Origin of the sequence: Ruegeria sp. HKCCD7251 (assembly GCF_013031165.1) — a bacterium.
Classification (GTDB): Bacteria; Pseudomonadota; Alphaproteobacteria; order Rhodobacterales; family Rhodobacteraceae; genus Ruegeria.
This window is the reverse complement of the sequence record NZ_WPZC01000007.1, coordinates 101,603-115,780: the sequence shown is the minus strand read 5'-3', so window position 1 is coordinate 115,780 and position 14,178 is coordinate 101,603. Positions and strand designations below refer to the sequence as shown.

General features: G+C 57.7%; 13 protein-coding genes. 11 read left to right on the top strand and 2 right to left on the bottom strand.

Going from position 1 to position 14,178, the window contains the following annotated elements; all coding sequences use genetic code 11:
- Window positions 1-147 precede the first annotated feature (147 nt).
- A complete protein-coding gene (locus GOX75_RS16275) occupies window positions 148-1,320 on the top strand; it encodes an adenylate/guanylate cyclase domain-containing protein (RefSeq protein ID WP_170332093.1) in 1,173 nt (390 codons plus the stop codon).
- Window positions 1,321-1,667: 347 nt separating this feature from the next.
- Here the strand turns inward: GOX75_RS16275 and GOX75_RS16270 are convergent, their stop codons facing one another.
- Together GOX75_RS16270 and GOX75_RS16265 are read right to left on the bottom strand one after the other, a co-directional pair.
- On the bottom strand, window positions 1,668-2,540 hold the full coding sequence (locus tag GOX75_RS16270; RefSeq protein ID WP_171124874.1) for an amidohydrolase: 873 nt from the start codon (window positions 2,538-2,540) through the stop codon (window positions 1,668-1,670).
- Entirely contained in the window at window positions 2,537-3,538 is a 1,002-nt protein-coding gene (locus GOX75_RS16265; protein WP_371808186.1) for an ester cyclase, read from the bottom strand. The genes GOX75_RS16270 and GOX75_RS16265 overlap by 4 nt, the downstream gene beginning before the upstream one ends.
- 163 nt (window positions 3,539-3,701) lie before the next feature.
- On the opposite strand from GOX75_RS16265, the gene GOX75_RS16260 reads away from it, so the two are divergent.
- From GOX75_RS16260 to GOX75_RS16215, 10 genes are all read left to right on the top strand, one after another.
- On the top strand, window positions 3,702-4,748 hold the full coding sequence (locus tag GOX75_RS16260) for an ABC transporter ATP-binding protein (protein WP_171124870.1): 1,047 nt from the start codon (window positions 3,702-3,704) through the stop codon (window positions 4,746-4,748).
- Between the two features lie 74 nt (window positions 4,749-4,822).
- A complete protein-coding gene (locus GOX75_RS16255; protein ID WP_171124868.1) occupies window positions 4,823-6,034 on the top strand; it encodes an ABC transporter substrate-binding protein in 1,212 nt (403 codons plus the stop codon).
- A 67-nt stretch (window positions 6,035-6,101) separates the two neighbouring features.
- A complete protein-coding gene (locus GOX75_RS16250) occupies window positions 6,102-7,124 on the top strand; it encodes a carbohydrate ABC transporter permease (RefSeq protein WP_171124866.1) in 1,023 nt (340 codons plus the stop codon).
- A 1-nt stretch (window position 7,125) separates the two neighbouring features.
- The gene (locus GOX75_RS16245) at window positions 7,126-8,280 is read left to right on the top strand and encodes a carbohydrate ABC transporter permease (protein WP_171124864.1); all 1,155 of its coding nucleotides are present in this window, start codon (window positions 7,126-7,128) and stop codon (window positions 8,278-8,280) included.
- A 127-nt stretch (window positions 8,281-8,407) separates the two neighbouring features.
- The gene (locus tag GOX75_RS16240) at window positions 8,408-8,938 is read left to right on the top strand and encodes an ester cyclase (RefSeq protein WP_171124862.1); all 531 of its coding nucleotides are present in this window, start codon (window positions 8,408-8,410) and stop codon (window positions 8,936-8,938) included.
- A gap of 10 nt (window positions 8,939-8,948) precedes the next feature.
- The gene (gene hisD, locus GOX75_RS16235) at window positions 8,949-10,280 is read left to right on the top strand and encodes a histidinol dehydrogenase (RefSeq protein WP_171124860.1); all 1,332 of its coding nucleotides are present in this window, start codon (window positions 8,949-8,951) and stop codon (window positions 10,278-10,280) included.
- Window positions 10,277-11,332, top strand: a complete 1,056-nt coding sequence (locus tag GOX75_RS16230; RefSeq protein ID WP_171124858.1) for an ester cyclase — start codon at window positions 10,277-10,279, stop codon at window positions 11,330-11,332. Before hisD ends, GOX75_RS16230 begins: the two co-directional genes overlap by 4 nt.
- On the top strand, window positions 11,329-12,093 hold the full coding sequence (locus tag GOX75_RS16225) for an SDR family NAD(P)-dependent oxidoreductase (RefSeq protein ID WP_171124856.1): 765 nt from the start codon (window positions 11,329-11,331) through the stop codon (window positions 12,091-12,093). The genes GOX75_RS16230 and GOX75_RS16225 overlap by 4 nt, the downstream gene beginning before the upstream one ends.
- Window positions 12,093-13,136, top strand: a complete 1,044-nt coding sequence (locus tag GOX75_RS16220; RefSeq protein ID WP_217351012.1) for a LacI family DNA-binding transcriptional regulator — start codon at window positions 12,093-12,095, stop codon at window positions 13,134-13,136. Before GOX75_RS16225 ends, GOX75_RS16220 begins: the two co-directional genes overlap by 1 nt.
- Entirely contained in the window at window positions 13,133-14,122 is a 990-nt protein-coding gene (locus GOX75_RS16215) for an ester cyclase (RefSeq protein ID WP_171124854.1), read from the top strand. Before GOX75_RS16220 ends, GOX75_RS16215 begins: the two co-directional genes overlap by 4 nt.
- Window positions 14,123-14,178: the final 56 nt, after the last annotated feature.

Below are 14,178 nucleotides of genomic sequence, written 5' to 3'. Positions count from 1 at the left end.
GACTGAAGCAACGGTCTTTCGGTCGTTGCACCCTAGCGCTTCGCTCTGCCGTATGCGGTTAAGGTCGTTGAGAAACTGCTTGGATTAAGGCAAACAAAGCAAAGACAAGGTTCTTTATCATCTTGTCTAAGCAGCTAGTTTGAGAACATGGCCTCCGTAGCACAACTAACCGACTGGATGATTACCGAAGGACGCCGCTCAGGCGACCCTGTTAAAGTAGTTTCGCATTTCTGCTCGTCCTTAATTGAGGAAGGTGTACCGCTCTGGCGGGTCAATATCGGTCAGCGCTTCGCCAATCCGCTACTCATTGCATGGGGGGTCGTTTGGACACCTGATGGGACCGACAGCTACGACGTAACTCATGAAACGATGTTGACGGAAGGGTATGTTGGTAGCTCGTTTGAGTACATTCTGGAGCACAGAAAGCCGCTTCACAAAAGCCTGCGACAACTGGATCCAAAGACTGAGCATTTATCGTATCTAGAGTTCGCTGAGCTCGGTGGCACAGATTACTATGCAACTCTGATGTATTATGGCGACGGATCTCTGCACGGCTGCACATTTGTCACGCAGGAACCAGACGGCTTTTCACCGCAACATCTGGAATTGATTGAGGCAGCGCTGCCTGCTTTGTCTTCCGCTTTGGAACCTGTCACGATGCGCAAGTCAGCCAAGGGTCTATTGCGAACATATCTTGGCGATGGGCCCTCCGACGCCGTATGGAGCGGGCGGATCAAGCGAGGCGAACGAACGACCCTTGATGCGGTGGTCATGTTTTCTGATTTACGAGGGTTCACGGCGCTTTCAGAAGCCGCACCCGAGGCCGATGTGTTTGACGCGCTGAGCGGCTACTTTGATCTGGTTGTTCAGTCTGTGGAAGATAACGGTGGCGATGTTCTCAAGTTCATGGGTGATGGAATTCTCTCGATCTTCACCATCGCAACTCAGGCTGATCACGCCGACCGATGCCGAAAGGCTGCGCAAGCCGCACAAAGTGTATTGGCCGGTTTGACGGTCCTCAACCGTCGCCGCGCTGAAGCGAAAAAGCCGTCTTTGGACGTTGGGATCGGGATCAATGTTGGACAAGTCAGCTATGGCAACATCGGCAGCCCTGGTCGACTTGATTTCACGGTTCTCGGAGGTGCAGTGAACGTTGCGAGTCGAATTGAGGGGCTGACTAAATCTATTGGCCGGAGAGTGCTGGCAACATCTGCGATTGCCGAAGTCTCCCCTGATCTGTTTTCCCCTTGTGGGTTTCAAGAAGTTCGTGGACTTGCGCGTCCAATCGAATTGTTTTCTCTCGTCGAAGAAGAGCTTTGATTCAGCGCTGACTTAATTTTGGCAGCATCGCGAGAAGCAGGAACCAGATATTGGGCACCAAGTGTTAAGAGGCAGGTTTTTACCTCATTTGGGAGTTTGCAAAGCCCGACGATGGATGTCCGGTTTGGGCTGACTGCGGTCCTTTGAATTAAGAATGCGGATGGCTGCAAAGTCCGCAGAGCGGTCACTAAGTCTGAACGCAGCGAACGGCTGCTCTGAGCCCCAACTGGACCTTGCTTCTTGGCGCAGCATCCTCCTCAATGGGCGGAAAGCGGCCATTCGCTGCGGCTGCAAAGCTGACACTCTTGAAACTACGCGGTAGCCTTTTAGTTCGCGTGCGTCCTACCCTAATCGATGTAGTAAAAGTGCCTTGATGAGTTGCAGAAAACGTCGGTGTGGTTCTCCCTCGGGATAAGGAGTTGATATCGATGAGCAAGCTCTTCGTAAGTAGACGAAAGGCTATCAACCGGAAAATTTGATCCGAACATGCAACGATCTGCGCCGAATTTTGACAAGCAGGTCGAAACGATGTGGGAGACGCTTTCTGCGCTCCAGTTGTGGTCAAACATCCCGAGGCCAGAAAGCTTACAATAGACCTGTGGCAGGTTCGACAGTGCCGTCAGCGCGTCCGCCCATTTCTGTATCCCCGTTGCGGACCGGTCATGGGGCGAGCCAGCATGGCAGAGCGCGATCTGCGTATCCGGGGCCTTCGCAAGCACACTTGCGGTTTGTTTCATCAGCTCGGGCAACAGTTGAAGATCAAAGGACAAACCGCGCTCGCCCAGTTGCCTCAGGCCAGACAGGAACCTTGGGTCCTGAAGCAGCGCATTCGTGCCCGTTTTTGCATCCTCTCCCGGGGCGCGGCCAATGATTTGACGCACGCCGCGCACAGACGGCAACGTTTGGAGGCGGTCAAGCTGTTCGCTCAAATCACCAGCAGTCAGGTCGCAGAAAGCAATCTGAACCAACGGCCAATCCGGGGACTGATCGGCCACTGACTGCACCCATTGCGCCTCGGCCCAAGGATCGGCTGCGCCGACCTGAACGTGAACCGATGCGGTGAAGCCTTGAGCCTGGGCATCTGCGCGAAACTCCGGCAACAGATAGTCCCGTTGAATCGAGGCTGGGTCGCCGAAAAAGCGGACGGCACCTTTTTCCATGAGCCAGGGATAGGTTACGGCCGTAAGGTCCCACAGATGGTGGTGCGCATCTATTCTCATGGTGTTTCGATTCCTGTGGTGCGGCCCAGAATGTCTACCCCTTGCCCTTTCCAGAAATGCAGCAAGTCGATGAAAATCCAATTCTCGGCCAGCTTGTCGCCTGCGCGGCGATAGATATCAATCACCCTGAACTCACCGGGTTTTCTGGTGGCTGGCATCCCCATAAACCCACCCGAAGGAATTGCAGTGAAATTGGGCCAACCAAAAAAGCCGCCATAGTGCCCCTCGGCCAAACGGCAGATATGGCTGGTTTTTGTCCGGTCTGTGAAAGTGGCCCGGAAGGGGCCCGAATGTTGCCTTGCGTATCGGTCGATTGAGTAGGTCGCGCCAATCCCCTCTGGGCCCCACCAGATCATGTCATCATGCCAGGCTCGGGCCAGTTCATCCTCAATAGATAACCCGCTGTCCCATTGGCCGAGATCCGATATCATTGCGTTGATGACTGCTAAGGTCTTTTCGCCCTCGTCGACAGGTTGTTTGTTCCATAGCAGACCGTCATGGGTCATTGGTCCGGGCTGAACCAGATGCGCCGCCGTTTGTGGTGGAAAGGGGTTCTGTCCGGCCTGAACCATCAGATGCGGTATATCAAAATACATTGCCGTTTCGACAATCCTGTCACCGACAATTTTGTAAAATGCGCAATAGCGCAGGAAAGCCAACTTGCCAGTGGGGCGGATGCCCAGCCACGGCTGGTCGAACAACCCCATCAGATGCCCCATGGATACAACCCAGACATCCGCATCGTCCCGCAGCGAGTTTTGCCCTGCAAATAGGATATCTATGCGGTTTTGCAGCCGTGTCAGGCTGCTTTTCAACGGTTGCCAGAAATACCGGGCAACTTGGTTGGCACCGATGATCTGGTTGAAGGGATGAAAGCCGCGCCACAGCAAATCAGGGGCGCAGAATTGGCTCAGGACATTTGAGGTTTCTTCCTGTGTCGCGGTTTCCAGCGCGTTGTGAAATGCAGAGACAAGGCTTTTTTCTGTCTGAAAGGTCACGGTATTTACCATTGCGATCAAGTTTTACGGTTGGTTTACAGCCGTTGTGAGTCGGGTGTTCCGCGCATTCTTGCATACGTATGCAAAAATGTCTTGCCAGAATTGATAAGTGCATATTACAGTTTTGCAAACGTATGCAAAACGAATCCTTGCAGGGGGCATCATGGCGGAAATTCAATTGCGCAACGTCGGCAAGCGCTGGGGCTCGTTCGTTGGGGTTCATAATTTCGACCTGACAATTGCGGATCGTGAGTTTCTGGTTCTGCTGGGGCCGTCGGGCTGTGGCAAAACCACGACGATGAGGATGATTGCCGGGCTTGAAGACGTGACCGAGGGTGAAATTCTGGTTGATGGCAGAGTCGTCAACGATCTTGAGCCCAAGGATCGGGACGTGGCGATGGTGTTCCAAAGCTACGCTCTGTATCCGAACATGAACGTCTATGAAAACATCCGCTTTCCTCTGAAAGTGCGCGGGATTGATCCCTCGACCCATGACGAAAAAGTTCGCCAGGCCAGCGCGATGGTGGAATTGGATGACTTCCTGCATCGCAAACCTGCCGAACTGTCTGGTGGACAGCGTCAGCGCGTGGCGTTGGCCCGCGCCATCGTGCGCGAGCCGAACGTGTTCCTGATGGATGAACCGCTGTCCAATCTGGACGCCAAGCTGCGGGTGTCGACGCGGGCGCAGATCAAGAACCTCAGCCATGAACTGGCGGTGACGACGATCTATGTGACCCACGACCAGATCGAGGCGATGACGCTGGCTGACCGCGTTGTCGTCATGAAACAGGGCGTAGTTCAGCAGGTCGGCAGCCCGACCGAGATTTACGACCGGCCTGCCAATACATTTGTCGCCAGCTTTATCGGCTCGCCTGCGATGAACCTCATGGACGGAGAGGTGTCGGGCGGTGTGTTCCGCGCCGAGAACGTCCAGATTCCGGTCGATGCCCCCGATGGCCCCCTGACCTTGGGTTTCCGGGCCGAAGACGCGGGCCTTGCCGAAGGACAGGGCGAAATTACGGCTCCGATCTACACGCTCGAACTGCTGGGTGACGCGACCATGATCTCGGTCCGCGTCGGTGGTGCGCTGGTGTCCGTGAAAGCCGACAAAGCATTCCGCGCCGAGATCGGCGAAAGCGTCTCGTTCTCGGTGCCGAAAGACATCTGTCACCTCTTTGAAGCTGAAAGCGGTGCGCGGATCGGGGCATAGCCCCACAACAGCCCAACCGGGCACACAACCGGTCCGGACGTCGACGACGGACCGATCCTGACAGGGAGAAACGCATGAAACTCAAAACAATCCTCTTGGCCGGTGCCATGTCCTTTGCCGCCGCAGGCGCGTGGTCGGACTGTGCCTTTGAAAACGATGTCCCGCTAAAGTCGCTCTCGGCCGGGTTTGAAGCCTGGAAAGCCGTGACCGACGCGATGGCCGAGTGCGGCAATTTCAGCGCCTCGCTCGATCAGGAATTCCGCGAAAAACAGCCCGAAGCGTTTGCGGCTGATCCCGCGCTCTACCAGATTGGCGGCGTCTCGAACGCCACGCTGGTGCCGCTGCTGAACGCGGGCACTATCCGGCCGCTGGATGATCTGGTTGAGAAATACGGACAGGACCTTCTGCCGAACCAGTTGATCAAGGTGGACGGCAAAACCATGGCGATTGCTATGATGGTGAACGCGCAGCACCTGATGTATCGCGACGACGTTCTGGCCGAGCTGGGCATCGAAGAACCCAAGACCTATGCCGACGTTCTGGCCGCAGCCGCCAAGATCAAGGAAGCGGGCGCCATGGACTATCCGATTGGCGGTACGTTCAAGACCGGTTGGAATCTGGGTCAGGAATTCGTCAACATGTACCTTGGCGAAGGCGGCCAGTTCTTTGGCGACGGCAACATGCCCGCGATCAACAACGAACAGGGCGTAGCCGCGCTTGAGACGATGAAGGCCATGACCGAGTTCATGGACCCGGAATATCTGGTGTCGGACTCGACCTATGTTCAGCAGCAGTTCCAGCAAGGCAAGATTGCGATGGCGAACCTTTGGGCCAGCCGCGCGGCTGCCATGAACGACGAAGCCGAAAGCCAGGTGGTTGGTAAGGTTACGATGGCCGCAGCCCCGATGGGATCGGCTGTTCCTGCGACCACGATTTGGTGGGACGGTATCGTGCTGGCCTCGAACATGAGCGATGAAGAGGCCGACGCCGCCTTCCGTGTCGCACTGGAAGGTATGGATGGTGACATGGTCAGCGCCAACAACGACACGGCGGTCTGGCTCAGCACTGCGTATACCCCGGGCGATCTGGCCGCCGGTGCCGCGGCCTCGGCCGAAGGTGGCGCCAAAGCCTATCCTGCGTCCGGTCCGATGGGCATCATGCACACCTCTCTGGGCAATGGTCTGGCGGACTATCTGACCGGTGCCAAGGATGCGCAAACCACACTGGCCGACATTGAGGCGGATTACATCACCGCTGCGAAAGAGGCTGGTCTGATCAGCAACTGATCCTCTCTGGGGAGGGCCCTGCGCCCTCCCGCTTTTTCCACCCGAGAACTATGAGAAAGGCAGAGCCATGAATTTCCGGACATTTGCCGCCTTTGTCGGCCCCTCTGTCTTTATGATGCTTCTCTTTATCGCGTTCCCGCTGGTCAGCGTGTTCAAGCAGAGCTTTTACGTCACCCAGCCGATCTATGAGACGGTTGAGAAGGAAACCTGCACGCCGGGCTTTCTCACGCAGACCTGCGTGACCGAGCTGGTGTCGCAGCCGAAACTGGATGAACACGGCGAGATTATCACCCAGACCCAGTATGTCGGATTGCAAAGCTACCGTAACGTGCTAGAGCCCGAGCGAGCTTGGCGCGCGATCAGCGACGGGAATTGGCAGGTTCTATCCACGATCAACTTCTGGAAAGCGCTGCGCTTCACGCTGACCTTCACGCTGATCACGCTGCCTTTGGTGGTCGGATGCGGTCTGGGTATCGCGGTTTTGATCAACAATGCGGCCCGGTCGATACGAGGCCCCGTGATCTTTATCTCGCTGCTGCCCTTCATCATCACGCCTGTGATCGGCGTCTTGTCGATCAACTGGCTGTTTCGCGGCGACGGGATCATGACAGCGTTGATCGAATGGTGGTTGAACCGCGACATCGCGTTGTTTGCCCAGGCGTGGACGATCGAAATCCTGATGATGCTTTACCGCGTCTGGCACGTCGCGCCGTTTGCCGCCATCGTCTTCTATGCGGGTCTTCAGACCGTCAATCAGGACAGTCTGGAAAGCGCCGTCATCGACGGGGCAACGCGCTGGCAGCGGATGAAGTACATCGTGATCCCGCATCTGATGCCGCTGATCATCTTCGTGTCGATGATCCACCTGATGGACAGCTACCGGGTGTTTGAAGAGATCGTCGGCTTCTCGAGCCAAGGCTACGTCATCTCGCTGCAATGGCTGACCTTCGATTATCTGACGCCGGATCAGGCGGGTAACCGGTCGATCAGTCGGGCCTCGGCCAACTCGATGTTGACCATGATCGGTGTTGTCATCCTGCTTATCCTGCCGCTGCGCCGTACATGGCGCGATCACAAAGGAGGCCACTGATATGTCCTCACGCGCGCTTCGCCAGCCTTTCAGCCTGCGGCTGACCTCGAACATCTTTCTGGCGCTTTGGTGCCTGATTGCGGCCTTCCCGATCTTCTGGATCGTGGTGATGAGCTTCAAGTCACCCGTCGATGCCTTTGACAGCAACGCGCTGAACGTGATTTTTGGCCCCGCGACCTTGGGCGTCGGAAAGGGATTGTCCCTGCTGGATATCATTCTGGGTATCGCGATGATCTGGGGAACGATCACTCTGGCAACCAAAAAGCTGCCGTCGATGATCAAATCCTACACCAAGCCCAGGCAGGAGTGGTTTGGCTGGCTGATCGGCGTGCTGGCTTTGCTGGTTGGCTTCCTATTGGTGTTTTTTGTTGTACTTCCCGCCATTCTGAATGTGCTGAATCCAGTATTCGGTCCTTTGGGGCGGGACGTGCTGGGCCTGACCACCGAACATTACAAAACGGTCTGGATTGACCGGGGGTTCTCGAACAACTTCAAGAATTCTCTGATCGTTACGACCGGGGTGGTTACCGTGTCCCTGACCGTCGGAACGCTGGCCGGGTACGGTCTGGCACGGTCCGGGTCCACGCTGGCATTCTGGATTCTGATTGTGGCTTTGGTGTTCCGCGCACTGCCGCATTCGGTTCTGGTTGCGGGCTACCTGCCAGTTTTCATCAATTCGGCCGAATGGCTCAGCCCCATTCTGGGGGAAAACGCGCCGACCCTGTATGGCAAACCCTTCGCGGTCATCGCGGTTCTGGTTGCGATCAACCAACCCTTTACAATCTGGATGCTGCGGTCCTTCTTCCAGAATATCCCTGCCGAACTGGACGAGGCCGCCCGCGTCGATGGGTGCAGCCATTTTCAGGCGTTCCGCCGTGTGATCATGCCGGTGATGTGGCCGGGGGTCATCACAACCGGACTGTTCAGTTTCCTTCTGGCCTATAACGACTTTCTCGTCACCGCGCTGCTGCTGGATGCACAAAACCAGACGATGGTTCCCGCTATCGTCGGCATGTTCAACCGTGAGACCACGACCACCGATCAGGTTGTCGCCGTGGCCGCCGCCGTGTCGATCACCGCGCCGCTGATCTTCCTTGTCCTGATCTTCCAGCGTCAGATCGTCAGCGGTCTGACAGCAGGGGCGGTGAAAGGCTGATGAGCAACCACGCCCGCCATAACGCCATGTCGCGCCACCCGGCGCTGAACAGGATGCCCAGAGATTTTCTGAGTGTCGGGGGTCACGCCCCCAACACCACTCTCTGGCAACCTGAAAGGATATGGAAATGAAAGGTTCGCGCCCCGAACAAGCGGTTTTGACCCGTGACACTGACCTGAGCAAAACAGACGACACGCGCCGGGTTATCGAAACCATGGTGGATGGTCTGAATGACCATCGCATTGACGACATTGGCGAGTTTTTCGCGCAGGGCTTTCGCTGGATGGGCAATCAGGGCTGCGGCACGAAGACCGGCCTGCAGGAATTCCAGAACAACTGGCAGCGCCCGTTTCAGGCGGCGTTTTCCGACAAGGTCTGCATTGATGAGGCTCGCCTTTACATGGGGGAATGGGCTGCCGCCTTCGGCCGTCAGGAAGCAACCCATTCCGGCGAGTTTCTGGGCATCGCCGCGACAGGAAAGCGGGTCGAGATCCGGTACATGGATTTCTGGAAAGTCTTCGACGGCAAGATTGTCGACAACTGGGTGAACGTGGATTTTGCCCATGTCGCAGCCCAACTGGGCGTTGACCTGTTCAACGGTCAGGGCTGGGAAGCATTTGACCGAGGGGAAAAACTTCCACCTCGGCCCGAAAACTGAGGATTGAAAAATGGCGATCGAGTATCTCAAACGCGGTAAATCTGACGCTGACCGGGCCGAAGATGACGCCAAAACCCGTGCCGTGGTCGAAGCGACGCTGAAAGACATTGAAACCCGCGGCGATGTCGCCGTGCGCGAGCTGAGCGAGAAATTCGACAATTATTCACCGGCCTCGTTCCGGCTGTCGCAGGACCAAATCGAAGACCTGATCAGCCAGCTTTCCGACCGTGAGCTGGCGGATATCAAGTTCGCCCAAGAGCAAGTGCGTAACTTTGCGCAGGCGCAACGGGATTCGATGCTGGATATCGAGGTCGAAACCCTGCCGGGCGTTATACTGGGCCACAAGAATATCCCTGTGCAGTCCGTTGGTTGTTACGTTCCCGGCGGTAAGTTCCCGATGGTGGCTTCGGCGCATATGTCGGTGGCGACGGCGTCCGTTGCGGGGGTTCCACGCATTATCGCCTGCACGCCTCCGTTTCAGGGCAAGCCAAACCCTGCGGTCATCGCGGCCATGCATCTGGGCGGAGCACACGAAATCTATGTCATGGGCGGCATTCAGGCCATTGGCGCAATGGCGCTTGGCACTCAGACAATCAACCCCGTTCATATGCTGGTCGGCCCCGGCAACGCCTTTGTCGCCGAAGCCAAACGCCAGTTGTTTGGCCGTGTCGGCATCGACCTGTTCGCAGGCCCGACCGAAACCATGGTGATTGCAGATGAAACCGCGGCCGATGCGGAACTGTGCGCGACCGACCTGCTGGGTCAGGCTGAACATGGATATAACAGCCCCTGCGTGCTTTTGACCAACTCGCGCAAACTGGCCGAGGAGACTTTGGCCGAAGTTGATCGGCTGCTGGACATTCTGCCGACGGCGGACACCGCCAAAGTGTCGTGGGCGGAATATGGCGAGGTCATCGTTTGCGAAACCTATGACGAGATGCTGAAGGTGGCCGACGACATTGCCTCGGAACATGTGCAGGTGATGACGGATCGTGACGATTGGTTCCTTGAGAACATGACCTGCTACGGGGCGCTGTTCCTTGGGGCTCGCACCAATGTGTCGAACGGGGACAAGGTGATTGGGACGAACCACACCTTGCCCACAAAAAAAGCAGGGCGATACACGGGCGGTCTTTGGGTCGGCAAATACCTGAAAACGCACTCGTACCAGAAGGTTCTGACCGACGAAGCGGCAACTCTGATCGGTGAATATGGCTCGCGCCTGTGCATGCTGGAAGGGTTTGTGGGGCACGCGGAACAATGCAACGTGCGCGTTCGCCGGTATGGGGGCATCAACGTGCCATACGGAAAGGCCGCGCCGTATAGGGATGCGGCGGAATGAGTGACCAGCACAGTCTGCACAAAGACCTGATCGCCCCGCTGAGGGCAGCGATGTACGACTTTTCCGAAGCCGGGGTGCGTCGCGTCCTGGCTGATCTTTGTGCGCCCGATGCCTTGTTCCGCCTGTGTCATCCGTTCGGAGACATGACCGGCAGCGAAACCTACTACGATGGCGTTTACAAGGGCTTGCTGACGGCGTGGCCCGATCTGGAACGGCGCGACTATATCGTCATGGCCGGACCGGATGAGTTTGGCGCTGATTGGGTCGGTTGCGGCGGGTACTACACCGGCACCTTCACCGGACCATGGCTGGATATCCCGCCAACAGGTCATCAGGTCACGATGCGGTTCCACGAATTCTATCGGTTCGTGGACGGTAAAGTGGTCGAGATGCAGGCGCTTTGGGACATCCCCGAGGTGATGATGCAGGCAAATGCGTGGCCCATGGCCCCCAGCCTTGGCCGCGAATGGCACGTGCCCGGTCCTGCGACCCAAGATGGGTTCGTGCCCGGCCCCTATGATGCGGCCAAGGGCAAGGAAACCTGTCAGCACATCATCGACATGCTGGAATACCTCAAGAAACACCCGTCAGAGGGCGGTCCCGAAGTGATGGAGATGGAGCGGTTCTGGCATCCCCGCATGAACTGGTACGGCCCGTCCGGGATCGGCACAGGGCGGGGTATTTCCGGGTTCCGCAACTGGCATCAGATCCCCTTCCTGAATGGCATGCCAGATCGCGGGCAATATGTGGATGACATCACCTATCACTTCTTCGGAGATGGAGAGTATGCGGCCGTCACTGGTTGGCCCAACATGATCCAGACTGTGACCCATGACGGCTGGATGGGCATTGCGCCTTCAGGCAAAAAGATCACCATGCGCAGCCTCGATTTCTGGCGTCTCGAAGACGGCAAAATTCGCGAAAACTGGGTGCTGGTCGATCTTCTGGATGCTTTTCGGCAGCTTGGCGTTGACGTCTTTGCCCGTCTGCGGGAATTCAATAAGGCCCGCAATCTGGGCCGTATCGAAATACCTGACGGAATGAGCCAATGACAGACCTGCCCCGAACGCCATCCTTTTCCCTGAACGGCAAAACCGCCCTGGTGACCGGAGCGTCATCGGGCATCGGGCAGGGATGTGCCGTTGCTCTGGCCGAGGCCGGGGCACATGTGGTGTGTGCGGCGCGCGGGGCAGATCGGTTGCAAGACACGGTGGCCGCGTTGCAATCGAACAGCTGGTCCGCAGAAGCATTGGTCGTGGATCAAACGGATTTGGAGGCGCTGAAAACCCTGTTTGCGTCCCGTGTGTTTGACGTCGTCGTCAATTCCGCGGGATTGGCGCGGCACAGCCGGGCGACCGAGACAACGCCCGAGGATTTCGACGCGGTCGCAAATCTGAACCTGCGATCCGCGTATTTCCTGTCGGCCTATGCAGGCAAGGCTTTGATCAACGCGGGCAAACGCGGCTCGATCGTCCATATCTCAAGCCAGATGGGTCATGTCGGCGGGATTGACCGGGCGGTCTATTGCGCGACCAAGCACGGGCTGGAGGGTATGGTTAAGTCGATGGCCATCGAATGGGGCAAACAGGGCGTACGGATCAACACCGTGTGCCCGACCTTCATCCGCACGCCGCTGACGCAATCGACATTCGACAATCCCGAACGCGCCGCGTGGATCATGGACATGATCAAGCTGGACCGCGTGGGCGAGGTCGAGGACATCATGGGTGCCGTGCGCTACTTGGCGTCGGACGCGTCGGCGCTTGTGACCGGCACCTCCATGTTGATTGACGGCGGGTGGACGGCAGACTGATGGCTGAGAAAATTACATCCCTTCAGGTCGCGCAGCGCGCAGGCGTCAGCCAGTCCGCCGTCAGCCGCGTCTTCACGCCCGGAGCATCCGTCAGCAAGAAGACCGAGGAAAAAGTGCGCAAAGCCGCTGAGGAGTTGGGATATCGCCCAAACGTGCTGGCCCGCGCCATGGTCTCTGGCAAAAGCCGCATCATCGGTTTGGTGGTCGGTTATCTGGACAACTACTTTTATCCCGAAGCGTTGGAGAAACTGTCGAACGGTTTGCAGGAGCATGGCTATCACGTTCTGATATTCATGGCCTCTCGGTCGGCTGGCAACATAGACGACGTGATGGAGGAGATTCTGGATTATCAGGTCGACGGCGTCGTTCTGGCCTCGGTCCCGATGTCTTCCGATATCGCGACGCGGTGCCAGCAGGCAGGTGTCCCGGTTGTCCTGTTCAACCGTAGTCAGGATATCGAGGGGATCACTACCGTCACGTCGGATAACTACGCAGGCGGCCGAAAGGTGGCCGAGTTCCTTCTGGCGGGTGGGCACGAACGGATCGGCTATATCTCGGGGTGGCAGGGCGCCTCGACTCAGCGTGACCGCGAGGCTGGTTTTCGGGCGGTGTTGTCCGAAGCGGGTCGATCCGTGTTTGCGGTGCAGGACGGGATGTTTCACACCGAAAACGCCCAAGCCGCTGCGCGTCAGATGTTTGATGTAGACCCCGACGAACGCCCCGACGCGGTATTTGTGGCCAACGACCACATGGCATTGGCCGTGATGGACGTAATCCGGTTTGAACTGGGGTTGCGCATCCCCGAAGATGTCTCGGTCGTTGGTTATGACGACGTTCCTCCGGCTGGATGGCCAGCGTATAACCTGACAACGATCCGACAACGGGCCAATCTGATGGTCGCGGAAACCGTCGCGGCCCTGCTGGACCACATTCAAAATCCCGATGCAGCCGAGCCACGCAAGGTCGCGATTGACGGCCCGCTGGTCGTGCGAACCTCGGCGCGGCTGCCGCGGGGCTGGACTCCACAAAGGACAGAAACATGAAGGGCTTTGATCCGAAATTCCGGGATTTCCCGGACTATATCGTCGGTATCACCAAGGAAATCTGGGAAGATCGCGGTATCGCGACCTTGCACGACTACTACGGTGAGGACATCGTGGTCCGGTCGCCCGGTTCCGTCGTTTTGGGGAACCAGAACGTGATCGGCGCGACCATGGCGACCTTGGCAGAGTTCCCGGATCGCCAGCTTCTGGGCGAGGACGTGATCTGGTCCGGCACCCCGGAACAAGGCATGCTCAGCTCTCATCGCATTCTGTCCACGGCCACACATTTGAGCGAAGGCGTCTATGGCAAGCCCAAGGGAAGCAGACTGCAATACCGGATCCTCGCGGATTGTCATGCGAAAGATAACAAGATCGATGACGAATGGCTGATCCGGGATCAGGGGGCGATCGTCCGTCAGTTGGGCTGGGATCCCAAGGGCTATGCGGCCGATCTGATCGCGCGGGAAAGCGGCCCTGAAAAATGCGTCCGGCCCCTGACCCCATCCAACGATGTCGAAGGTCCCTATAAGGGAAAGGGAAACGACAACGCGTGGGGCCAGCGCCATGCCGATCTGCTGACCCGGATGATGAACGCGGATATGGGCGCGGTCGAGCGTGACTATGACAGGGCCGTGCAATCCGAATACCCAGGTGGTGTGACAGGGCATGGGTGGGATCCGGTTGACCGGTTCTGGATGTCATTGCGTGCCGCGATGCCCAACGCCACGTTCACCATCCATCACCAGATCGGGCGCGACGATCCCAACATGCCGCCGCGCTCGGCCCTGCGGTGGAGCCTGCACGGAACCCATGACGGTTGGGGCACATTTGGCGCGCCGACAGGGGCCGAGCTTTATGTTCTTGGCATCAGCCATGTCGAGTGGGGAGAGCTGATTGGCGGCGACATCAGGGTTCGGCGCGAGTGGACCCTGTTCGATGAAACCGCGGTTTGGAAACAGGTGCTGCTGGCCACAGGGGACGTGTAATGCCGCAAAGCCTTGCCTTGCTCGACACCAGCGAAGGAACCCGGCGACTGCATTGT

Excerpts from the sequence above, each read along its gene's own strand:
- GOX75_RS16275 (WP_170332093.1), top strand. The coding sequence starts at position 148 with ATGGCCTCCGTAGCACAACTAACCGACTGGATGATTACCGAAGGACGC.
- GOX75_RS16270 (WP_171124874.1), bottom strand. The coding sequence starts at position 2,540 with ATGAGAATAGATGCGCACCACCATCTGTGGGACCTTACGGCCGTAACC.
- GOX75_RS16260 (WP_171124870.1), top strand. The coding sequence starts at position 3,702 with ATGGCGGAAATTCAATTGCGCAACGTCGGCAAGCGCTGGGGCTCGTTC.
- GOX75_RS16255 (WP_171124868.1), top strand. The coding sequence starts at position 4,823 with ATGAAACTCAAAACAATCCTCTTGGCCGGTGCCATGTCCTTTGCCGCC.
- GOX75_RS16250 (WP_171124866.1), top strand. The coding sequence starts at position 6,102 with ATGAATTTCCGGACATTTGCCGCCTTTGTCGGCCCCTCTGTCTTTATG.
- GOX75_RS16245 (WP_171124864.1), top strand. The coding sequence starts at position 7,126 with ATGTCCTCACGCGCGCTTCGCCAGCCTTTCAGCCTGCGGCTGACCTCG.
- GOX75_RS16240 (WP_171124862.1), top strand. The coding sequence starts at position 8,408 with ATGAAAGGTTCGCGCCCCGAACAAGCGGTTTTGACCCGTGACACTGAC.
- hisD (WP_171124860.1), top strand. The coding sequence starts at position 8,949 with ATGGCGATCGAGTATCTCAAACGCGGTAAATCTGACGCTGACCGGGCC.
- GOX75_RS16230 (WP_171124858.1), top strand. The coding sequence starts at position 10,277 with ATGAGTGACCAGCACAGTCTGCACAAAGACCTGATCGCCCCGCTGAGG.
- GOX75_RS16225 (WP_171124856.1), top strand. The coding sequence starts at position 11,329 with ATGACAGACCTGCCCCGAACGCCATCCTTTTCCCTGAACGGCAAAACC.
- GOX75_RS16220 (WP_217351012.1), top strand. The coding sequence starts at position 12,093 with ATGGCTGAGAAAATTACATCCCTTCAGGTCGCGCAGCGCGCAGGCGTC.
- GOX75_RS16215 (WP_171124854.1), top strand. The coding sequence starts at position 13,133 with ATGAAGGGCTTTGATCCGAAATTCCGGGATTTCCCGGACTATATCGTC.